The 20,909-nt window shown below is 63.3% G+C and carries 18 protein-coding genes and 1 pseudogene; 18 read left to right on the top strand and 1 reads right to left on the bottom strand.

Annotated elements, in window-relative coordinates; all coding sequences use genetic code 11:
* The first annotated feature begins 366 nt into the window (after nt 1–366).
* The 18 genes and pseudogenes from B3M58_RS15275 to B3M58_RS15360 all read left to right on the top strand — a co-directional run bounded on the left by B3M58_RS15275 (nt 367) and on the right by B3M58_RS15360 (nt 20,330).
* Nucleotides 367–2,814: an acyl-CoA dehydrogenase gene (locus B3M58_RS15275; protein WP_296220342.1), complete on the top strand. Its 2,448-nt coding sequence runs from the start codon at nt 367–369 to the stop codon at nt 2,812–2,814.
* Between the two features lie 70 nt (nt 2,815–2,884).
* Nucleotides 2,885–3,295, top strand: coding sequence for a PA2817 family protein (locus tag B3M58_RS15280; RefSeq protein WP_296220343.1), 411 nt, complete (start codon nt 2,885–2,887; stop codon nt 3,293–3,295).
* Nucleotides 3,296–3,863: 568 nt separating this feature from the next.
* Entirely contained in the window at nt 3,864–4,763 is a 900-nt protein-coding gene (locus B3M58_RS15285; RefSeq protein ID WP_296220344.1) for a LysR family transcriptional regulator, read from the top strand.
* A gap of 479 nt (nt 4,764–5,242) precedes the next feature.
* Nucleotides 5,243–5,452, top strand: coding sequence for an AlpA family transcriptional regulator (locus B3M58_RS15290; RefSeq protein ID WP_296220345.1), 210 nt, complete (start codon nt 5,243–5,245; stop codon nt 5,450–5,452).
* Between the two features lie 30 nt (nt 5,453–5,482).
* Complete coding sequence (locus tag B3M58_RS15295) at nt 5,483–6,346, top strand: ParA family protein (protein WP_296220347.1); 864 nt, start codon at nt 5,483–5,485, stop codon at nt 6,344–6,346.
* A 200-nt stretch (nt 6,347–6,546) separates the two neighbouring features.
* Nucleotides 6,547–8,217, top strand: coding sequence for a ParB family protein (locus B3M58_RS15300; protein WP_296220349.1), 1,671 nt, complete (start codon nt 6,547–6,549; stop codon nt 8,215–8,217).
* 18 nt (nt 8,218–8,235) lie between these two features.
* Complete coding sequence (locus B3M58_RS15305) at nt 8,236–8,796, top strand: DUF2857 domain-containing protein (protein ID WP_121305411.1); 561 nt, start codon at nt 8,236–8,238, stop codon at nt 8,794–8,796.
* Nucleotides 8,797–8,800: 4 nt separating this feature from the next.
* Nucleotides 8,801–9,952, top strand: a complete 1,152-nt coding sequence (locus B3M58_RS15310; protein ID WP_296220352.1) for an STY4528 family pathogenicity island replication protein — start codon at nt 8,801–8,803, stop codon at nt 9,950–9,952.
* 169 nt (nt 9,953–10,121) lie between these two features.
* Nucleotides 10,122–10,922 carry a PFL_4669 family integrating conjugative element protein gene (locus B3M58_RS15315; protein WP_296220354.1) on the top strand — a complete coding sequence of 267 codons (801 nt, stop codon included), beginning with the start codon at nt 10,122–10,124 and terminating at the stop codon, nt 10,920–10,922.
* Entirely contained in the window at nt 10,919–11,470 is a 552-nt protein-coding gene (locus B3M58_RS15320; protein WP_296220355.1) for a DUF3158 family protein, read from the top strand. Before B3M58_RS15315 ends, B3M58_RS15320 begins: the two co-directional genes overlap by 4 nt.
* On the top strand, nt 11,467–11,862 hold the full coding sequence (locus tag B3M58_RS15325) for a single-stranded DNA-binding protein (protein ID WP_296220356.1): 396 nt from the start codon (nt 11,467–11,469) through the stop codon (nt 11,860–11,862). The genes B3M58_RS15320 and B3M58_RS15325 overlap by 4 nt, the downstream gene beginning before the upstream one ends.
* A gap of 239 nt (nt 11,863–12,101) precedes the next feature.
* The gene (locus B3M58_RS15330) at nt 12,102–14,120 is read left to right on the top strand and encodes a DNA topoisomerase III (protein WP_296220357.1); all 2,019 of its coding nucleotides are present in this window, start codon (nt 12,102–12,104) and stop codon (nt 14,118–14,120) included.
* An 820-nt stretch (nt 14,121–14,940) separates the two neighbouring features.
* Nucleotides 14,941–15,189 (top strand): hypothetical protein, encoded by a 249-nt coding sequence (locus tag B3M58_RS15335; protein WP_296220358.1) that lies wholly within the window; start codon nt 14,941–14,943, stop codon nt 15,187–15,189.
* A 23-nt stretch (nt 15,190–15,212) separates the two neighbouring features.
* Entirely contained in the window at nt 15,213–15,605 is a 393-nt protein-coding gene (locus tag B3M58_RS15340) for a hypothetical protein (protein WP_296220360.1), read from the top strand.
* Between the two features lie 96 nt (nt 15,606–15,701).
* Entirely contained in the window at nt 15,702–16,415 is a 714-nt protein-coding gene (locus B3M58_RS15345; protein WP_296220362.1) for an ABC transporter substrate-binding protein, read from the top strand.
* A gap of 1,256 nt (nt 16,416–17,671) precedes the next feature.
* Entirely contained in the window at nt 17,672–18,217 is a 546-nt protein-coding gene (locus B3M58_RS22640) for a methyl-accepting chemotaxis protein (RefSeq protein WP_414704098.1), read from the top strand.
* Between the two features lie 5 nt (nt 18,218–18,222).
* On the top strand, nt 18,223–19,053 hold the full coding sequence (locus B3M58_RS15355; RefSeq protein WP_296220365.1) for a nitrate- and nitrite sensing domain-containing protein: 831 nt from the start codon (nt 18,223–18,225) through the stop codon (nt 19,051–19,053).
* A gap of 80 nt (nt 19,054–19,133) precedes the next feature.
* Nucleotides 19,134–20,330 (top strand): annotated as a pseudogene (locus tag B3M58_RS15360) (EAL domain-containing protein).
* A gap of 261 nt (nt 20,331–20,591) precedes the next feature.
* On the opposite strand, the gene B3M58_RS15365 reads toward B3M58_RS15360, so the two are convergent.
* The gene (locus B3M58_RS15365) at nt 20,592–20,753 is read right to left on the bottom strand and encodes a hypothetical protein (RefSeq protein ID WP_296220367.1); all 162 of its coding nucleotides are present in this window, start codon (nt 20,751–20,753) and stop codon (nt 20,592–20,594) included.
* Between the last annotated feature and the right edge of the window lie 156 nt (nt 20,754–20,909).

Here is a 20,909-nt window from a genome sequence, read left to right on the forward strand (position 1 = left end):
CCGGCCAGCCTAGCACCGCCCGCAGAAGAAGAAAGACCGTCAGCCTGATGTTGGTTATCGAACGGGTTTATAGCGCTAAACGCGGTCATCCGCAGAGCGCGTAGCGCGCCCTGCAAGGTTACGAAATCGCGCGCCTGCTTGGCGAACTCCACCCGCGCAGGGTGGTCACTATCGATGCAACGGCCGGGTTCGAGGGAGTCACGTATGACTGGCCCTCCGTAACTAGACTCGCAGTCTACCTGCGGCGATTACGCCCATACCACGACGATCCGGCCAAGCTCACCACCCTTGTCGCCATCCTGCCCGGATGAAGGCTAAGCTCGTGGCGGTTGCCTTTAGCATCACCGTCATCATGGAGGATTTTGCATGCTCGCTGTTTGGTTGCTCGTTCTGGTCATCGGTACCGCCTACCTGGCCCACCGTCGCACCGCCCCCCAACTCGCCCTCGGACTGGTTGCCGCCTATCTGGTCAGCATGGGTCTGTTCAGCCATGCGCCCGTATGGCTACTGGCAATTTTCTGGCTGTTGTGGCTCGCCGTGGCCTTGCCACTGGCACTCCCCGAGCTACGCCGCAAACTGTTTACCGCACCGCTGTTCGCCTGGTTTCAGCGTGTATTGCCGCCGATGTCGGACACCGAGCGCGATGCCATCGAGGCGGGCACCGTGTGGTGGGATGGCGAACTGTTCAGCGGCCGCCCGGACTGGGACAAACTGCTCGCCTACCCCAAGGCGCAGCTGAGCGAAGAAGAGCAAGCCTTCCTCGACGGCCCGACCGAAGAACTCTGCGCGATGGTCAGCGACTGGGACATCGGCCAGCAGATGGATTTGCCGGAAAAGGCCTGGGCACATATCAAGCAACACGGTTTCTTCGCCTTGATCATCCCCAAGGAATACGGCGGCAAAGGCTTTTCCGCCTACGCCCACTCCCAAGTGGCGATGAAACTGGCGACCCGTAGCGGCGACCTGGCCTCCACCGTGATGGTGCCCAACTCCCTCGGCCCGGCCGAATTGCTGCTGCATTACGGCACCGAGGAGCAACGCCAGCATTACCTGCCGCGCCTGGCACGTGGCGATGACATTCCCTGCTTCGCCCTCACCGGCCCACTGGCCGGCTCCGATGCGGGGGCCATGCCGGACAGCGGAATCATCTGCAAGGGCCAATGGCAAGGCAACGAAGTCATCGGTCTGCGCCTGACCTGGGAAAAGCGCTACATCACCCTGGGGCCAGTCGCCACCCTGCTCGGTCTGGCGTTCAAGGCCTACGACCCGGATCGCCTGTTAGGCGGCGAAGAAGACTTGGGCATCAGCCTGGCATTGGTGCCCACGGAAACGCCTGGGGTGGAAATCGGTCGACGCCACCTGCCTCTGGGCGCTGCCTTTATGAACGGGCCGAACTCCGGGAAAGATGTATTTATCCCGCTGGATTACCTGATCGGCGGCCAGGAGATGCTCGGCAAAGGCTGGATGATGCTGATGAATTGCCTGTCCGTCGGCCGCTCCATCTCGCTGCCGGCGGTGGGTACCGGCGCAGCCAAGTTCACCAGCCTGGTGACCGGCCAATACAGCCAGGTGCGCGAGCAATTCAACGTGCCGCTGGCCGCCTTTGAAGGGATTCAGGAAGCCCTGGCACGCATCGGCGGCAATGCCTGGCTGATGGACAGCGCGCGCATCCTCACGGCCAACGCCGTCGACCTGGGCGAAAAGCCCTCGGTGCTCTCGGCGATTCTCAAATACCACCTCACCGAACGCGGTCGTGAATGCATCAGCCACGCCATGGATGTGCATGGCGGCAAGGGCATCATCATGGGCCCGAGCAACTACCTCGGCCGGTCGTGGCAAGGCGCGCCAATCTTCATCACCGTGGAAGGCGCCAATATCCTCTCGCGCAACTTGATGATCTTTGGCCAGGGGGCAATCCGCTGCCACCCCTACGTGCTCAAGGAAATGGCCCTGGCCGGGCGCGAAGACCGCGAGCAGGCGCTGCTCGAATTCGACGAACTGCTGCTGCAACACATCGCGTTCGCCGTCAGCAACGCCGCCAGCACCTTGATTCTCAGCCTGAGTCTCGGCGGTTTCGGTCAAGTGCCGGGCGACAACCTCAGCCAGCCCTACTTCCGCGCACTCAATCGCCTGGCAGCGGCCTTCGCCATGCTTGCCGATTTCAGCATGATGCTGCTCGGCGGCGAACTGAAGCGCCGCGAGCGCCTGTCCGCACGGCTCGGCGATGTACTCAGCCACCTCTACCTCGCCTCGGCAGCGCTCAAACGCTACCACGACCTGGATTACCCGGAGCACTCGCGCCCCCTGCTACGCTGGGCCCTGGAAGAAAGCCTGGGGCATGCCGAACAAGCCCTGGACGAACTGCTCAGCAACTTCCCCAGCCGCGTGCTCGGTTGTGCCTTGCGCGTGCTGGTGTTCCCGTTCGGCCGCCGCCACAAAGGCCCGAGCGACGAGCTGGATGCCCAGGTCGCCGCGATCATCGGCCGCAACAGCGGCGATCCGGCGCTCGAAGAACTGCTCGCCGGCTGCTACCGCCCGCAAGCAGAGAAAGACCCGGTAGGCGCATTGCAACACGCGATGAACCTGCTGGAAAACACGCAGCCACTGCAGCAGAAATTGCACAAAGCCCTCAAGGCCGGTCAGGTGCCGCAAACGCCGGGGCAAAACCTGCTCGACGCCGCGGTCAGCGCCGGCGCCTTGAGCGCCGAAGAAGCACAGCGTCTGCGCCAGGCAGAAGCGGCGCGGCGCGTGGTGATCGACGTCGATGACTTCGCCAAGGAGGAGTTGAAGCTGAGCCGTGGCAAGGTGCGTTAGCCTCCACGCGGGACAGCGGGCGCCGGCCGCTCTATAATCCGGCGCCCGTTTTACTCTCAGGATGTTCCTCATGGCCAGCTCCCACATCGACCACCACCTCGCCCTGCTCGCCCACTTGCGCACCATTTTGGTCGCCCTGGGCGAAGCCGAGCAGATTCTCGATGACAGCCATGCCATGTACCTGGAGCGCTACGACGAACTGGTCGCGGAGCTACCAACCGACCCGGAAGCCAGCCTCTACCTGGGCCAGGATCTGATCAGCCAGATTTTCCAGCGTTACCCGCAAATCGCTCACCTGGTACCGCGCGATCTACTGTGGTTCTTCGGCGGTGACTGCCTGCACTTCATGCCAGACGAAGAAATCGAGATGTACCAAACCCTCGAAGAACGCCGCTTCGAAGCCCTGGAGAATGATCAAGCGTTCGACTGGAATCAGGAAAAACAGCTACTGGCCCTGCCCGCACAAAGCAGCAAGCACTAAACGCTGACACCCGGCGCCAAAAAAAGCCCGCACGGCATTACCGGCGGGCTTTTTCTTGTTCGGGCACAACGCTGCAGAAACAAAAACGCCGCTCAGTGAGCGGCGTTTTTATGTATTTGGAGCGGGAAACGAGACTAGAACCGAGCCTCCAACCTTTTGATTTAAAAGGCTTTTCCGCAATCACTGCCTTGGCAGCGGACGCAATTATGGACTTGTTTGATGAACCAGGCAACCCCTGCCTGCAATTTTTCTTTTGAGCCGGCTGGAGGCCGGTGACTCGCCTTGCTGCGTACCCTTCCCCGGCTCGGTGGGGGCTGGGAACATATTCTTTCATTGGTGGTGCATCCCATTATCAAGTGGGGGTATTGTGCCATCAACCGCCCAACCTCTCGCGGCGGTAGAGCGTCCCGGTCGTCTGGCAGCACAAGCGATCCGGGATCACCAGGCGGGACTTAAAGCCCACCAAGGAGCTTCAAAGAGGACTCTTCAAAGACGGAATCGCATGCACCCCACGTGAGGGATGCCCGCGGCCCATCCAAGAGGAGCCCAGCAAGCACGGAGGCTATTTATGCGGATACGTCACCTGCGCTATTTTCTGGTCGTCGCCGAAGAACTGAGCTTCTCGCGGGCTGCAGCCCGAGTTCATATTGAGCCCTCCCCCCTGTCGCGGGCCATCAAAGAGTTGGAGTCGGGGTTGGGGGTCAGCTTATTCCAACGCACGAAGGCAGGTATGCACCTGACCTGGGCCGGTGAAGTCTTCCGGGATGAAGCACGACGCATACTCCGCCTGGTAGAAGACGCGCAGAGCCGTGTCCGCGCGGCGGAGAAAGGCTACCGCGGCCGGCTGCGCATCGGCCTGACAGACAGTCTTGCTCAGCCTTACCTGACCAAACTGTTGGCGCGCTGCCGAGAGGAAGAGCCCCTCACCGAGGTGAAAATCGTTGAAATGACTGTCAGTGAGATGGTCAAGGCGTTGGTGCATGACCAGATCGATGCGGGCTTCACTGTCCATACCGAGCTCAGCGCAGGGCTCGTCAAGGAAGTCGTCTGGACAGATCGCCCCATCATTGCCATCCCGCGAAACCACCCTCTTCTCTCCTTGGAGAAAATTCCTCTCCAGGAGGTGGCTCGGCACACGCTGATTCTGTGCCATCCGGAGCTGTGTTCAGGGGGATACGACGTGATTCACCGCTGGTTCTACGAAGCGACCTTGCCGTTTCCCACGAATGCCGAATATGTTTCCGGGCACGAACCCATGGTGATGTTGGTCGCTGCCGGCTACGGCATCGGCATTGGGCTGGCCTCACAAATCACGCTATACAATCACCCAGACGTGATCGTCCGCCCTGTCACGGACGATGTACCAAGCACAGCGACGTTTATCACGCTACTCGATCAGCCACGTCCCGAGGCTCTCAGCAGATTCATCGACCGCGCCCGGCAAATTGGTGAGGTGGCCATCGGCTGATGTGGGTGTCTCAAAGACTCTGATCTGGCCCAGAGCTTGTGCGTCAAGATCTTTTTTCCGGCGCTGGTCGGACCTTTAAGGTCGCCCCATCACGGAGCCTATGCCATCTCCCGCGGTGCAGCGCACCGGATGTCCGCCGAATCAGCCCCCAGAAACAGATGGAAGTCACTAGCATCGTCCACCAACTTTTTTGGTCACCTCTGTGACCTAGAAGTGCGGACTCACCACCTCATCCTTTCCACAGTAGAACGTTGCGTCTTTTCGATCTTGATAACCCTCGACGCCCTATCAATATTGCCCGGCTTGCGGGTCGGCTGGACGGCGTATGCCAAACAGCAGTGCGAAATTTGAACGGCCAAGGGCCGTTCCTGTAAATCAGGTGGTCAGCACGATCCGATTGTTTGATGCGCCAATGGAGTGACGCCTTTCTACTGCCTGTCACCCCTACGAGTGCTGCCAAGCATAAAGGAGTGACGACGATGTCCACTGAGCAAACCGCGATTGCCGAGCATCGCATCCTGCGCCGCGCCGAAGTGGAAGCCAAAACCGGCTTCAAGCGCGCCCACATCTACAACCTGATGAAGGAAGGCAAGTTCCCCAGGGCCTTGCGCCTGGGGATTCGTGCCGTCGGCTGGGACTCTGCCGAAATCGACGACTGGATCACCGAACGCCTCAAAGATCGCGTTTGACGCGGCTCCACTACAGACAGGGAGTGAGCCATGCACGTGATCGCCATCATTTCGACCAAAGGTGGGGTCGGTAAGACGACCGTTGCCGCCAACCTGGGCGGCTTTGTCGCCGACGCCGGTCGGCGGGTCCTGCTGATCGACCTCGACGTCCAGCCGACGCTGTCGTCCTACTACGCACTCACCCGGAGCTCCGCCGGCGGCATCTACGAACTACTGGCATTCAATGAGCAGTCGCTGCCGCAGTTGGTCTCACAGACCTCCGTGAATAACCTGGACGTAGTGCTGTCCAATGACGAGCATCAGCAGTTGGGAACCCTGTTGCTGCATGCGGCAGATGGACGCTTGCGGCTGCGCAACCTGCTGTCGCTGTTCCGGCCGCATTACGACCTGGTGCTGATCGACACACAGGGTGCCCGCAGCGTCATGCTGGAGATGGCCATGCTCGCCGCAGACATGGCCATCTCCCCGATCACCCCGGAAATTCTGGCGGCGCGGGAACTACAGCGGGGAACGTTACAGCTCATCGATGCAATCTCTCCATACCGCTATCTGGGAATCCAACCTCCGCCCCTGCATTTGCTGCTCAATCGCGTGCCAGCCATCTCGTCGAACGCCAAGTTGGTTCAGCAGACACTACGGCTGATCTTTCGTGAGCACAGTGAGGTTCGGATACTGGGCACCGAACTTCCCGCGATCGAAGCCTTCCCGCGTGCGGCAACCGCGAGCCAACCCGTGCACAGGACCGAATACCGACGCCCGAGCGGGCGGCAGGCACCGGCGGCGCTGGAGACCATGCGCGCCCTGGCAAGTGAGCTTCTTCCCCAATGGCAAGAGCAGTTTGCCAGCGTGACCGGTCGCGTCGGCAGGAGGCCGTCACATGTCGAGCACCTCTGAACGTTGCCGCGGGCACCAGCGGCTCCGGGTTCTGATTGAGTTCGCCTTGCGTGAAGGCTGGGTCGTCCGTCGTATGCCTACAGGGCAGCTAAAGCTCGTGAAGCCAGGTCTGCCGCCGATCTTCACCCGCTCAACAACGAGCGACTACAGAGCAAGCCAAAAGCGGCATCAGGCCGAACGGCGCCAGTAGGGAGGCCGTAATGGCTAACGTCACGCCTCAAGAAATGGCCGGCAAATTGATGGCCGAGGGGTTTTCCCGCTCCGGCCCTACCATACAGGTGCTGAGCGACCCCGTGACCGACACGCCGATGGTGGTCACGCTCGATGACCTGCGCCCCTATGAGCTTGATCCACGCCTGACGCGCAACCCGCTCTACGAAGAACTAAAAGCATCCATCCGTGAGCGGGGCCTGGATGCCCCGCCACCGATCACGCGACGCCCCGGTGCCGACCACTTCATCATTCGTAACGGAGGCAACACCCGCCTGGCGATCCTGCGCGAACTGTGGTCGGAGACCAAGGACGAACGCTTCTTCCGCATTCCCTGCCTGTTTCGGCCATGGCCGGAGCGCGGCGAGATCGTCGCCCTGACCGGGCACTTGGCGGAGAACGAATTGCACGGCAGCCTGACGTTCATCGAACGGGCGCTCGGCGTTGAAAAAGCCCGCGAGCTCTACGAGCAGGAAAGCGGCAAGCCGCTGTCGCAGTCGGAACTTGCCCGCCGCCTCAGCACGGACGGTTATCCCATCCAGCAATCGCACATCAGTCGCATGCAAGACACTGTGCGCTACCTGCTGCCCACCATTCCCAACGTCTTGTACAACGGCTTGGGCCGGCATCAAGTCGAACGCCTGGCAGTGTTGCGCAAAGCCTGCGAGCTCACCTGGGAAAAATATGCGTGCGGCAAAGCGTTGTCCGTCGATTTCGAGACGCTGTTCCACGACGTCCTCGCCCCCTTCGATGTTCAGCCCGACAGCTTTGCCGTTGGCCGCGTCCAAGACGAACTGATCGGCCAGATGTCAGAGCTGCTCGATATCGACTACAACGTGCTGGAGCTGGATGTCGACAGCACCGAGCATCGTCAACGTGCGGTAATCAGTCCTCCCCAGCTGCCGGTTGAAACCGCAACCGTCGTTCACCCTGGACGTGCAACCACTCCATCGCCGGATGTATCTCAGAGCAGGGATGCTGCCGCAGGTATTTCTGGAGCTGCACCGAACAAAAACACCGATTCACCAACACCGTCAGTACAGAAACCTTTACCAGGCGCTTCTCCCAGTGACCAAGATCCCGACGCGCGCCTGCAGGGCCATATTGTCTCCCCCGCCGACAACACCCAGCGTCTGCAAGGCATCCAACACATGCTCGCCGAGCACACCGGTGAGCCGCTGCCGGACTTCGCGGACAAGGTGCTGCAGGCCATTCCGGTGCAAGCCGGCGGGCTGTTCCCGATCAGCGACGTCTGGTACATCGAGCCGGGACTGGATGCGCCCGATCGCCTGCGCATCCACATCGCTCAACTCGCCCAGGAAATCGCCGCGCAAGCTGAGCTGCTCGACTGCATCGAGGCGATCGAGACCGGCATAGGCTTCACCTGCAGTGCATCCCAGGCGGACATGTTGCCACCGGCCTTCGGTCAGGTCGTGTTGGCGTTGTTACGCACCTTGAGTCAGCCCCACACCATGGCCCCCGATCAGGACGATCGGCACCTAGAGGGCCACCTGGGGGCACTGTTGTTGGGAGGCGGTGGCAGCGACGCAGTCGCCCTTCCCCGTCTCAGCGATAACGGCTTGGTCAAGTTGTTCCGTCTGGTCCGGCTGGCACGCCGGCTATTGGATCTGGAGGCCAATCCAGATGAGGCCACCCACTGAAACAGGCCGGAGGGAACCATGTCGGCACCTCATCCGCTTAATCAAGCCGTGGTTGCACAGGCGCTGCACGACCTGCGCAATGGCCAACTGCGCCGCTGCCAGTCGATGGGTTTCAGCGAGCGGGAACTGGACGTACTCAAGCAACCGGCGCTGGTGAGCCTGCTGGCCAATGCCCAGGTGCCCTGGTGCTCCGTGACGGTCAATACGGCCGTCCTCTGGCGCCTGGTCAGCCAGATGCATGACATCGAACAGGAGATCGCCACGATCGATCGCATGCTGCGCCTAGGGGCCAGTACCGAGATGGTCAGCAAGTTCTACGGGCTGACTCATCAGGAAGTCGCCCTGCGCCGCGACATCATTTGCCTGCCCAAGCGCAGGGGGCGGCATCCGGTGCTGAGTGAAGAACAGGAGATGGCCCTGTGGAAGCAGTGGAAGGCCGGCATCACCGAGCGCGGCATTGCGCTGGATGACGACAGCACGATGCTGGAACTGACGATGGATCTGGCCGAAGCCCTCGCCTTGCCCATGTCCGTGATCTGGGCGGCCATCGCAAGCTGGATCGACCAAGGCCTGGTGTAGGGCCATGGTCGCGCAGGCAGGCCCCGCCGCGCTTTCAACGCTGCTCGACGACGCCCTGCGGCAGCTGCCTGCCAGCTTGGAGCACACGCCCGCCAGCGATGGGTTCCTCTACAGCGGCAATCGCCATGAAAGCGTGCCCCGGGCGCTGTTTCTCGACACACGGCTGACCCCGCTGGAGCGCAATGCCTGGCAAATCATCCGGCTCATGCTCAACGCCGATGGTGTCACGGCGTTCCCCACCTACGACCAGTTGCGTCCCTACCTGGCCTCGACGCCCTGCGCGCAGCAGGCGTCGTACGAAACCGTGGCGCGGGCACTGACCCTGCTGCGCCTGACACGCTGGCTGAGCCTCGTGCGCCGCCGGCGCGATCCCAAGACCGGGCGCATCAAGGGCAACCTGTACGTCCTGCACGACGAGCCCCTCACCCCTTTTGAAGCCATGCAACTCGACCCCGAGTACCTGGGGCTGGTGAGCCATGCGCTCGAGCATGCCAGCAAGGCAGTGCAGCGGGTGGGCTACCGCACCCTCCTGGACATCAGCGAAGACCCATTGCTCAGCGGCCGCGTGTTGCCGACGCGGCTGCAGGTGCTGGTGCAACGCATGGCCCAGGGCGGCGTCAGCTCTCAGGCAAGTTATCCACAGGTGCAGCCTATCCACGAATCCGAAGACAGTGCAAATGCCCTTCTTCGGAATGGCGAGCCGCCGTCTTCGGATTCCGAAGCAGGTACCAAAGCCAGCCAAACCGCCTCTCTTCGGAATCCGAAGCGGGACCGTACTAGTACTCGTATAGATAAATCCGTAAGTACGGTACCGCGTGTGCAAGAACACTCGCATCTGCGTCTGCCTGAGCGCTTTCTGGCGCTGCGCGAGGAGCAGCAGGCCGGCGCGCTGGTGGCCCTGCAGCAAGTGCAGGTTGAACAGCGACAGGCCGTGCTCGATGAATGGGCCGCGCGCTGTCGCAGCAACGAGGTGCGCAAACCGGCCGGCTACCTGTTCGGTATCATCCAGGCGGCCATTCGCGGTGAGTTCAACGCCTGGGCCGGACAGGACAAGATCAAGGCCGCCGCTGATCCGCCGCCTGCACCCCGAACGGCGAACCCCGAGGTGGTGCACACCCACCTCGCCCAGCTGCATGCCCTGTTGCACCCCAAGTGACGGTCGAGTAACCCTCCCTGGCTCTCTCTGGCGCTATCCCCAGGGGATAGTTGCAACAGGCAGCCTTCCGCCCGGCAAAGCCGGCAGATCTCGACTGCGCTTTGTTAACTGACCGCCTTCTGCGCTCTGCTCAAGCTGGCGACTCGTTCCCCCTACGCGAGTCGTCCCCATGGCCACCGACACCTCCTTGCAACTGAATCTCGGATCGCTGCGCAGTGCCATGTCGCTGACGCTGCACACCCATCACGCCTCGCGCATCTGGCACGGCCGCGCGGCCAGCGAGGGCAAACCCGGCATTGTCGGCTTGAACGGTTTCATCGCCATCGCCAACAAGATCAAGCGTGGCGCCGAGCAGGACGACCCCTACTCGGACTGGTGGATGCTGAGGCTCGAGGAAAAGCTGACGCAGACCAAGGACAGCCTGCAGGCCTTGCGTGAGCAGGTCGACCAAGCCCTGGCCGACGTACCGCCAGCGCTGTCGCTGGGCGAGAACATGAACGTACAGCCGGTGAAGCTGCCGCTGTTCGTCAACGCGCAGCTCGGCTTCCTCGCCGTATACCTGCTGGCCGACTACGACGACCTGGCGCGCAAATTGATACTGGCCCACCACACTGCACTGATCGACCGCAGTACGCTCGAACGCTGGCTCAACGAAGGGGCCCACGCCCTGCGCAGCCTGTTCTCGCTGGCCCAGCAATATCGCTTCTCGGGCTGCACCCGGGATGACTTCGCGACCAAGAATGCCGCTGCTCGGGCCGCCCTGGAGAAACTCGGCGAACTGCCGCAGGAGGTGCTCGAAGGCACGCTGCGCTCGCGCTACGCACCGCCGATCATCAGGCGCTCGGCGCTGGCCGCCTCGGCACCGCAGGATGCCGCGGATGCCGCGGATGCCAGTGACGACGATGCCCTGCCTGATAGCGCGGATATCACCCTGGCCGCCGCCGGCGATAACGAGGAGGCCTCCGCATGACCTCGACGCCGAGTACTGCGGCAGCCAGCCGCTTCTACCCCCTGGAACAGGCCGACTTCCTCAAGCTGGAACAGGCCGCCTCTCTAAAAGGCCTTTTACAGCCTTTTAAAGGTAAGGGGGCACTTACCCAGTGGGCCAGCCAGTGCCACAGGCTTCGCGATGAGTTGATCGAACTGGCGCAGCGACGCGTGCTGGCACAGGCGAATGCCTATCCCTTCCGCCTGCTGCCGGTGGAGCTGGCCCAGCAGACCACGGGCGCCGGCACGACCTTTCTGCGCTGGCGCAAGCCGGATCGCTCGACCATGGGCGTGGCGCTGTGGCAGGCGCTGATCAGCAGCGCCACCACGCCCGATACCCTGCTCGATGATCTCTACGCCATGGAGGTCCAGCGCATCGTGCTGAACATGCAGATCAGCCTCTTGCACACGCTGGGCCGCCAAGCTCACGAGTGCGCCAGCAAGCTGGCCCAGGCCGAATCGCTTTACCTGCAGCGCGTCCCCGGAAGCGCTGCGTCCATCCGCACCACCTGTTCCAAGGAGTCACTATGAGCACGCACTTTGTTGGCGAAGGCAACATCGGTTCTGCGCCGGAGTTCAGGGAATTTCCCAGCGGTAACGACGAGCCCAGGCGGCTGTTGCGCCTGAACGTGTATTTCGACAATCCGGTTCCGACCAAGGAGGGCTATGACGATCGCGGCGGCTACTGGGCCCCCGTGGAGCTGTGGCACCGTGAGGCCGAGCACTGGAAAACGCTGTACCAGAAAGGCATGCGCGTCCTGGTGGAGGGCCGCACGGTGCGCGATGAGTGGGAGGACGCCGACGAGAACGAGCGCGTGACCTTCAAGATCGAGGCGCGGCGTGTCGGCATCCTGCCGTACCGACTCGATGCCGTAACCCTGAGCCCGAAACCGGCCAACGAGCCCGCCCAGCCGGCTGAGTGATACCGCATAAGACGTCCATGGAACTATCCCCGGGGGATAGTTCCATGGAGTTCCACTGAGGTCCGCCGCCGCCGTGAACGAAGCTGCAGGTGATTACGTGCCTCAGGCTCTGTTCACATCTCTGAGAGGATGCCTACCACCGCACAACTGGGGCGCTGCCGCTGCCACGTTATTTGCTGTCGCCGAGATCACGGATGGCCATGCTGAGGCTCACTCAATGCCCCTACCCCGGAGCCTGTATGCGCCTGTTTCTCTGCGAGAAGCCATCCCAGGGAAAAGACATCGCCCGTGTGCTGGGGGCTGGCCAGCGCGGCAGCGGCTGCTACAGCGCAGCGGGCACCGTGGTGACCTGGTGCATTGGTCATCTGATCGAGGCCGCCCCACCGGAAGCCTACGGCGAGCAGTACAAGCGCTGGTCGCTCGAGCAGCTTCCGATCATTCCCGAGCGCTGGCGTGTCGAGCCGAAAGCCGCAACCGCTGCGCAATTGAAGATCGTCAAACAGCTGGTCGGCCAGGCCAGCGAGCTGGTGATCGCGACCGACGCGGACCGCGAAGGCGAGATGATCGCCCGCGAGATCATCGAGCTGTGCGGCTATCGCGGGCCCATCCAGCGGCTGTGGCTGTCGGCGCTCAACGACGCGAGCATTCGCAAGGCGCTGGGCGCGCTGAAGCCGTCGAGCGAGACGCTGCCGCTGTACGCTGCGGCGCTCGCGCGCTCCCGCGCGGACTGGCTGGTCGGCATCAACCTGAGCCGCCTGTTCACCCTGCTGGGGCGTCAGGCCGGCTACGATGGCGTACTCTCGGTCGGCCGGGTGCAGACTCCGACGCTGGCCCTGGTGGTCACGCGCGACCGCGAGATCGCACGCTTCCTGCCGGTGCCGTTCTGGAGCATCGAGGTCAGGCTATCGGCAGGTGGGCACAGCTTCCTCGCCAACTGGATCGCCCCTGACGGCTGCAGCGATGATGCGGGCCGCTGCCTGCAGCAGGCGGTGGCCCAACAAGCCGCCGATCGCCTGCGCGCCGCCGGCAGCGCCCAGGCGGTCGCCGTCGCAACGGAGCGCGTGCGTGAGGCGCCACCGCTACCCTTCGACCTGGGTACGCTGCAGGAGGTGTGCTCGCGGCAACTCGCTCTGGATGTGCAGGAGACGCTGGACATTGCCCAGTCCCTGTACGAGACGCACAAGGCGACGACCTATCCGCGTTCGGATTCGGGTTACCTGCCCGAAAGCATGTTCGCCGAGGTGCCGGCCGTACTCGCCGCCATGCTCGCCACCGATCCCAGCCTGCGTCCGCTGCTGGAGCAGCTCGACCGTACTCAGCGCTCACGCGCCTGGAACGACAGCAAGGTGTCGGCCCACCACGGCATCATCCCGACGCTGGAGCCGGCGAACCTGGCGGCCATGAGCGACAAGGAGCTGGCGGTCTACAGGCTGATCCGCGCGCACTACCTCGCGCAGTTTCTGCCGCATCACGAGTTCGACCGCACGACGGCGCAGTTGTGCTGCAGCGGGCAGACCCTACAGGCCGTTGGCAAGCAGGTGATCATCCCCGGCTGGCACCAGGTGCTGGCCGTCCCGGAAGCGGACAACGTCGACGGCGAGGCGGCCCCGCGCAGCCAGGTATTGCCAGCCTTGCATGAAGGTCTGTCCTGCCAGGTCGACCACGTCGATCTGAAAGCTCTCAAGACGCAGCCGCCAAAACCCTATACCCAAGGCGATCTGATCAAGGCAATGAAAGGCGTCGCCAAGCTGGTCACTGATCCGCGGTTGAAGCAGAAGCTGAAAGAGACCACCGGCATTGGCACCGAAGCCACCCGTGCCAGCATCATCAAAGGTCTGCTCGAGCGTGGTTACCTGCTCAAGAAAGGTCGCGCCGTGCGGGCCTCCGATGCGGCGGGCACGCTGATCGATGCCGTGCCCGCGGCCATCACCGATCCCGGTACGACCGCTATCTGGGAGCAGGCCCTGGACATGATCGAAGCCGGTGACATGACGCTGGAAACCTTCGTCGCCAAGCAATCCATATGGATCACCCAACTGGTGCAGCAGTACCGCGTGACCACTCTGGCCATCAAACTCCCTGAGGGCCCCGCCTGCCCGCTGTGCGGCAGCGCCATGCGTCAACGCACCGGCAAGACCGGCCTGTTCTGGTCCTGCTGCCGCTATCCCGATTGCAAAGGCACCCTGCCCATCGAGAACGGCCGGCAGGCCAGCGCCAAGCGCAGCACACCACGCAAGCCGCGGCAGATCTCAAAATAGCTCGCCCCCCTTTCCCCATCGTATCGACCACGGTCGATGCGCATCCCTCGTGCCCGCGGGGAACCCAGCACGCCCCTCCTTCTGCAACGCGTGCCCGTCTCCAGTGTGTCGCTGGATCGACGGGAAGGCTGACTCATCCAGCGTCCATATACCCGGATAGGTTGATCTGCTGAGTGTCGCGATGAAGGGTCCCCTGGCGCCTTGTCTCGAAACCCGACGAGGCTCCAGGAGACCCTTCGGGTCGAATGGTATTCAGTGCCGGCGCCCACCGGCGAAACAACGGGTTCCTTTTGTGCGCGGATGCGTGCCAAAGGATGTCGACCCCAGCCACGACACGGGTCGAGTGCAATTGCTGCGACAGCGGATGGCTTTGACGACGGCCACGCCCTGCATCAGTTCACAGGTGGTGTCTTGCTCGACAGCCGAAGGCCCAGGTCTTCGGCTCCTTTTCTCCTGCCCACTCGAAACCGCCGGTGCGACGAGCGAGTCGCCGCCGAACCATGAATAGGGGTTAGCCGAAATGCACCCTCAACCCAGCTGACAACGCGCGCTTTTCCCTGCAGAACAAACGCGAGTGCTCCGACCAACCGCAAAATCAGGAGGTTACCGGTTTCTCATTTCCCGCTGACGCACCGCCCCTCGCCGCTCGAAGCTGCCCCCATGCGTCGTCGACCTCGGTCGACACCATGGCCGCAGCACGGGTCCTCGGCTGCACCGCGGCATCCCCCGCGCCGACCCAACCAGTCCGCCCCGCACCGCCTTGCGGACGAACGCCGGCAAGGCGTCGGTGCTTTGTTCCATTTCAGCCAGGAGGCTTGCCATGTCCCATGCCCCTCCCTCGTCCCCCATTACCACCCAGGCCCAAGCCGAATCCATCGGCTACCTGGCCCTGACCTACGTGGGTAAACGCCTGCCCTTACAGGTACGCCAAAGCGCCGCCGGCTACTTCATCGGCACTGCCGACCACAACGGCCCGGTCTCGCGCGAGTCCGTCGAGTACTTCCGCTCATACGAAGCTGCAGAGCGGGCCCTGAGCACAGGGCACTGGCAGCAGCGCCTCCATCCCTGAACCCTACCCATCGGGAGACCATCATGAATCAGTCTTTACCCCCAGACGTCCTTGATCAGATCGCGCGGGAAATGCTGCATTTCGACAATGCCCCTGCGGCATTCCTGCAGGCATGGAAACGCGGCGTTCACATCGCCGGTGCCGAGTGGTTCGGCGATGGCACTCGTGCCGGGCTGCAGCAGGCCACGAGCAAGTGGGAACTGCGGCCGAATGTGCAGCGGCTCAGCGAGGCCCTGGGCGTGTTGAGCAGCGGCCAACGGCTGTTCCTCTCCGCGATGGTCAGCTTTTACAACGCCAGTGAAGGCGGCGCGATGCTCAAACGCTGCCAGTTCGAGGGGCTTGCCGATCTTGGCGGTCTTGATCTGGAGCGCCGCAAGGTCATCGCCGAGCTGGTACTGCACTACGACGGCTGGTGAGCCTGCCGCTCTCAGCCTCTCCGTTTTCCCAGCCCACGAGGGACGCGCGTCCCTTGGGGGCCATGTCCCTCCGTCTTTTTCGACAGGAGCGACACCATGAACAGCTCGATCAATCCCTTTACCCGTGGCTACCACGGCTTTGATATTCAGCGAGTCGCCGTCATCGGCTACGACGACCGCTGCCCAATGACCTATCTGCCGCTGCATGCTTCACAAAGCCATGTGCCGTACGCACAACTGATCCACCGTCGTTGCATCTTCAGCGACGATTTCGTGCTCGTCACTGAAGGTCAGCAGGTTACAACGGAGCTCGACACGCTCTGCAGCGGAACCGGCATGATCCTGGCTGTGCTCTACAGCATTTACGGCGACGACAACGGCGTATCCAGCCACATCGGCGATGCCCAGACCCTGGAAGCCGCGCGCGAAGTGGTTCAGCGCCTGAGCTTCGAGACCGGGCATTACAGTCGTTGCTGGGAGATCAGCAGTGCGCATGTCACCGAGGATGCGATTCGCTACCTGGAGGACATGGCGGCTACCGAAACGCCCACCGGCCTGCTGTTCGTTGCTTTTCACATCCCCTGCTCACCGGCTGTCGGAGTGAAGCTGATCGCCACGCCTTGGACGAGCGCCAACCTGTCGCACGTCGAAGGCATCACGGCTGAACAATTGCGGCAGGAGCATCTGGATCAGGGCATCCCGCCGTCATTGCTGGAAGTTCTGCATCAGGCGGCCGCTGCCGACGTCCGCATCCTGATTCTGGATGCCGATGCCACCACGCTCGACGGGCTCGCGCTGTATCAGGCGTAACACCGGGCAGTTGGAACGCTCCCTGGTCTTACTCACCCTGCACCTAGCAGTGTAACGCGCTTGACTCGCGGCCTGATTGATTCTCCATGTCTCACCAGTGTCGAACTTTCATCGACTACCCCCGCCAGCTTTAACTTAGGCATACGGGTCATGCCCATTCATTGAGCCCGTAGATCTGCTTCCGGGTTGCCCCATAGAAACCCGAGATGCACCTGGGGAAACGAAGAAGACTTCCTGGTGGTGGCCAATGCGCGGATTCCACCCGCCAAGTTTTCCGATGGGCAGATGACCTTCGTCGACGCCGAATCTTGCAGTGAGCGAACTTCGCGCCTCTCGCACGGGCCACGCACCAATCTGGTGAGCACGCAGTGTCGGCCGTGCCCGCGCCAGTGCTGGCCAGATGCCGCTCCGATGCATCGTCAGGCCGGGCCAGGTTTGCTGGCACCTTTTCTGCATTCAACCTGCTACCAGCGAAACACAACCGCGGGATTCGCTCCTGCAAGGCAACGGCGCCTGAACCCACTGCGGCTTTCTCCGCAGGGATTCAGGCGTTTTTTTTGAGGTATCGGTTGGGTGCCGGGCCAGCAGAGCCGGCAACTCGCCATGTTCCTCGCAACAGGTAACCGGGACCTGGCTTTGCTCGCAGCGACCGGCGGAGAAATGGACTCATGAAGTGGCTTAGCTACCCCGCGCTGCTGTTGCTTCGCGAACTGGGCGTCGTCGGCATGCTGCGCACCCTGCTCGGCATCGCCCTGGCGAGCGGCGCCATGGCGCTGTGGATGCCGGCACACCCCGCCGCACTGACCTGGGTCTTGCTGGCCTACTTGGCGATTTCCAGCCTGTGGCTGCTGTGGCGCGAGCTTCTGCAGCTGCAAGGCTACTGCGACGACTCCGCCCGGCCAGCCGGCCAGGAGCCCCTGGGTGCGACCGATTGGGTATTGCTCCAGCCGATCGGGCGCAGCCTGCAACAGTGGTTGCACCGCGAGCACCGCCAGCAACAGCTGCTGCAGCAGCGCCTGGACGAGATCTCGCACTCCTCGCAGGAGCTAGAGCAGAGCGCCGTGCTGGTGACCCGCAACGCCGAAAACCAGAGCGACGCGGCGAGCATGGCGGCGGCTGCCGTCGAGCAATTGAACGTTAGCATCGTCCAAGTCGCGGCGCTGGCCGACGAATCGCGGCAGAGCAGTCTGGTGGCCAGTGAGCAGCTGAGCGACGGCATCGGTCGGCTCACCGAACTGGTGCAGCAGGTCGCGGAAATGACCCGTCAGGCCGAGACCACCAATGAGCTGATCCTGCAGCTGAACACCAACTCGCACACCATCAACGAGATGTCCGGCACCATCCGCGGCATCGCCGACCAGACCAATCTGCTGGCGCTTAACGCGGCGATCGAGGCCGCCCGCGCTGGCGAGAGCGGTCGCGGCTTCGCCGTGGTGGCCGACGAGGTGCGGCGCCTGGCGCAGCACAGCCAGGAATCGGCGGCGGAGATCAGCCGCAACATCGAGTCAGTGCAGCAGCACATCCAAGGCGCCACCGTGCAGGTGGCCGGCCTCAGCGAGCAGGCCCAACGCAGCGCGCGCAGCTCGGAGGCGGTGTGCAACCTGCTCGATCAGGTCCAGCGCTGCACCCGGCAGTTGACCGAGCAGGTCGACCAGGTCGCCGTCAGCACCGAGCAACAGGGCAAGGCTGTGGCGGAGATAGCCGAGCTGGCCGACCGCGTCCGCCAGGGCAACGCCGACAACCTCAAGGCGGCCGACCAGGCCCGCACCATCGCCCATCATCTGGCGCATCTGACGGGGTAACGACTATGGATGGATTGTACGGACTGGCGCTCACCTCCAGCGTCCTGGTCGCGCTGACCCTGGCCTTCTACGGCCTGCATCGCCGCCTGTTGCGGCAGAAGCAGGCACACATTCGGTCGAACATTCGCCAGTTGGCCCTGCTGCGCGCGCTGATCGCCGGCTTGCAGCGCCATCGCGGCCTGAGCAACGGCGTGCTCTGTGGCGATGCCGGCATGAGCCAGGAGCTGGCCGTCACGCGGCAGACCCTGGATCAGCAGATCCGCGCCGCTGGGGAGCTCGGCGGCAGCAACCGCGACGCCTGGAACAGCCTGATCGACCACTGGTCGCGCCTGCGCGAGGGGCGCGGCGGCGATGCGACCAACAACCTGGCGCAGCATCACCTGATCATCCGCAACAGCATCTTCCTGATGGAGGACGTGGCCAGCGAAGTCGACCTCAGCGAGGGGCGCGCCAGCCTGGGCTACCTGCCGTGCATCTGGCGCGAAGTGGTGCAGGCGGCGGAATGGGCCGGCCAGGCCCGCGCCCTGGGCACCGGCATCGCCGCCGCCGGCAAGAGCAGCGCCGAGCAGCGGGTACGGCTGCGCTTTCTCTACCAGAAGATCGAGCAACTGGCTGGCACCGCCTTCGCCACCCTGCAGCCGCAACGCGAGCTGTTCCGCCTGGCCCAGCGCCAGCGGGTGATCGAGGACTTCCTGCTCTGCATCGAGCAGGAGCTGCTCGGCCAGGAGCAGCCGACCATCGCCGCCAAGACCTACTTCCAGCGCGCCACCCAGGCCATCGACGAACTGCTGGCCCTGGTCGACACGGCGTTGCTGCAGCTGCAGCCACAGCGTTAGGGAGAACTCAGTTGCCAACCGCCGCCCTGCCTCTACCAGCCCGCGCCAGCCTCGCCCAGCCGGCTGCAGCGGCCGAGCCCATGCGGTGTATCCGCTATCGGGGCCTGTCGCTGGGCAGCCACTTCCAGCCGATCTTCAGCGTCGCTCACGGCCGCGCGGTAGGCTACGAAGGGCTGATCCGCGCCTGGCATGAGGATGGCCGCCTGGAGTCGCCGGCGACCCTGCTGGCCATGCCGAGCGATGGCAGGGCCTGCCTGGAGCTGGATCGCAGCTGCCGCACCCTGCACGTGCACAACTTCACCCGCCAGGACAGCGGCCAAGCCTGGCTGTTCCTCAACCTGAACTCGCAGTACCTAGTCAGCGAGCGCCCGGACATCGGTTTCACCCGCGACCTGCTGCAGAGTGCCGGCATTGCGGCACAGCGGCTGGTCATCGAGATCATCGAGAGCGAGGTGCGCGACCAGGACCAGCTGCGGCGCTTCATCCACTATTTCCGCGAACTCGGCTGCCTGATCGCCATCGACGACTTCGGCGCAGGCCACTCCAACTTCGACCGGATCTAGGATCTGCAGCCCGACATCGTCAAGATCGACCGCCGTCTGATCCAGGATGCCAGCGGCTTCCGGCGCGTCGAGCGAATCCTCAATGGCCTGGTCAGCCTGCTGCACGAGGCCGGCAGCCTGGTGGTGGTCGAGGGCGTGGAGACCGAGCACGAGGCCCTGCTGGCCATCGCGGCCAACGCCGATATGGTTCAGGGCTTCTACTTCGCCAGACCGCAGCCGCGCATCGGCGACCCGCCGGGCGTGGCCGAACGCTTCGCGAGCCTGCTGCGCGGCCAGCAATGGCAAAACGTCAAACGCCGTGCCGACCTGCAACATTACTCGCGGGAACTGGAAGGCCTGTTTCGCCAGGCCGTGGCGGACTTCACCCTGCACCGGCAGTTCGGCCAGAGCTGCCGTCTGCTGCTCGCCGACCCGCGTGCGGTGCGCTGTTACCTACTCGATGAAGCGGGTTACCAGGTGTCGCCCAACGTCTATGCGCCGCACTACCAGCAGCAACTGAATGCGCGCTTCGCCCCTCTGTTGTGCGGCGACAACGCCAACTGGTCGCACCGGCACTACCACTACCGGGCTCTGAAACAGCCGGGCGTTGTACAGGTCAGCCAACCCTACCTGTCGGTGGCGGATTCGCGCCTGTGCATCACTCTGTCGCAGACCGTCAGGGTTCTCGGCAGGCTCCATGTCTTCTGTTGTGACCTGGACTGGCAGGAACAGTAACGATCCTATGGCGCCGCAGCCCCGCCCCGACTCAGCTAGGCGTGGCGGGGTCAGCAGATCGGTTACGGCCAGTCCGCCCCCGCCTGGTCAAGGTGGTGCTCTGGCGAATCAACAGACTGAAGCAGGATTTGCGCGCCAGTGCTTCCCGGCCGTTTCGGGAGGCGAGCGTATGATCCAGTTCGTACTCGGCAATCGACGCGAGCCTAGCGACGATCAGCTACTCGAGACATTGGCGGTGCTGGTACAGGACTAGACGCCAGATCAGGCGTTCTCCGGCTGGGCAGCAATATCCCGGATATTCCTGCAGGCATCGATCTTGCCGTGTAAACGCTGGGCCTTGACCGCGGTCAGCAGTGTCGAGCGCAATCGAATAAGGTCGCCACCGGTTACCGATTCCCCATAGCCAAGGAATTCGCGTAGCACCAACCTCCCCTTCATGTTCCGCTGACGTCGTCAGCGACATGCCAGGCAGCTTCGGTCTTCAAGGCTGCCCGCGGTTTCCTCCGTGTGACCGAGCCCGTTCGCACCGCATCCCTCGCGCGAACGACTACCGGCTTGCCGGTAGCGGATGCAGATGTT

Source organism: Pseudomonas sp. UBA2684 (genome assembly GCA_002354655.1).
Classification (GTDB): domain Bacteria; phylum Pseudomonadota; class Gammaproteobacteria; order Pseudomonadales; family Pseudomonadaceae; genus Aquipseudomonas.

Bases quoted from the DNA above. Each gene is read 5' to 3' on its own strand.
- B3M58_RS15345 (WP_296220362.1), top strand. From the start codon at position 15,702: ATGAACAGCTCGATCAATCCCTTTACCCGTGGCTACCACGGCTTTGAT.
- B3M58_RS15305 (WP_121305411.1), top strand. From the start codon at position 8,236: ATGTCGGCACCTCATCCGCTTAATCAAGCCGTGGTTGCACAGGCGCTG.
- B3M58_RS15310 (WP_296220352.1), top strand. From the start codon at position 8,801: ATGGTCGCGCAGGCAGGCCCCGCCGCGCTTTCAACGCTGCTCGACGAC.
- B3M58_RS15330 (WP_296220357.1), top strand. From the start codon at position 12,102: ATGCGCCTGTTTCTCTGCGAGAAGCCATCCCAGGGAAAAGACATCGCC.
- B3M58_RS15335 (WP_296220358.1), top strand. From the start codon at position 14,941: ATGTCCCATGCCCCTCCCTCGTCCCCCATTACCACCCAGGCCCAAGCC.
- B3M58_RS15355 (WP_296220365.1), top strand. From the start codon at position 18,223: ATGGATGGATTGTACGGACTGGCGCTCACCTCCAGCGTCCTGGTCGCG.
- B3M58_RS15295 (WP_296220347.1), top strand. From the start codon at position 5,483: ATGCACGTGATCGCCATCATTTCGACCAAAGGTGGGGTCGGTAAGACG.
- B3M58_RS15280 (WP_296220343.1), top strand. From the start codon at position 2,885: ATGGCCAGCTCCCACATCGACCACCACCTCGCCCTGCTCGCCCACTTG.
- B3M58_RS22640 (WP_414704098.1), top strand. From the start codon at position 17,672: ATGACCCGTCAGGCCGAGACCACCAATGAGCTGATCCTGCAGCTGAAC.
- B3M58_RS15325 (WP_296220356.1), top strand. From the start codon at position 11,467: ATGAGCACGCACTTTGTTGGCGAAGGCAACATCGGTTCTGCGCCGGAG.
- B3M58_RS15285 (WP_296220344.1), top strand. From the start codon at position 3,864: ATGCGGATACGTCACCTGCGCTATTTTCTGGTCGTCGCCGAAGAACTG.
- B3M58_RS15320 (WP_296220355.1), top strand. From the start codon at position 10,919: ATGACCTCGACGCCGAGTACTGCGGCAGCCAGCCGCTTCTACCCCCTG.
- B3M58_RS15315 (WP_296220354.1), top strand. From the start codon at position 10,122: ATGGCCACCGACACCTCCTTGCAACTGAATCTCGGATCGCTGCGCAGT.
- B3M58_RS15300 (WP_296220349.1), top strand. From the start codon at position 6,547: ATGGCTAACGTCACGCCTCAAGAAATGGCCGGCAAATTGATGGCCGAG.
- B3M58_RS15340 (WP_296220360.1), top strand. From the start codon at position 15,213: ATGAATCAGTCTTTACCCCCAGACGTCCTTGATCAGATCGCGCGGGAA.
- B3M58_RS15275 (WP_296220342.1), top strand. From the start codon at position 367: ATGCTCGCTGTTTGGTTGCTCGTTCTGGTCATCGGTACCGCCTACCTG.
- B3M58_RS15290 (WP_296220345.1), top strand. From the start codon at position 5,243: ATGTCCACTGAGCAAACCGCGATTGCCGAGCATCGCATCCTGCGCCGC.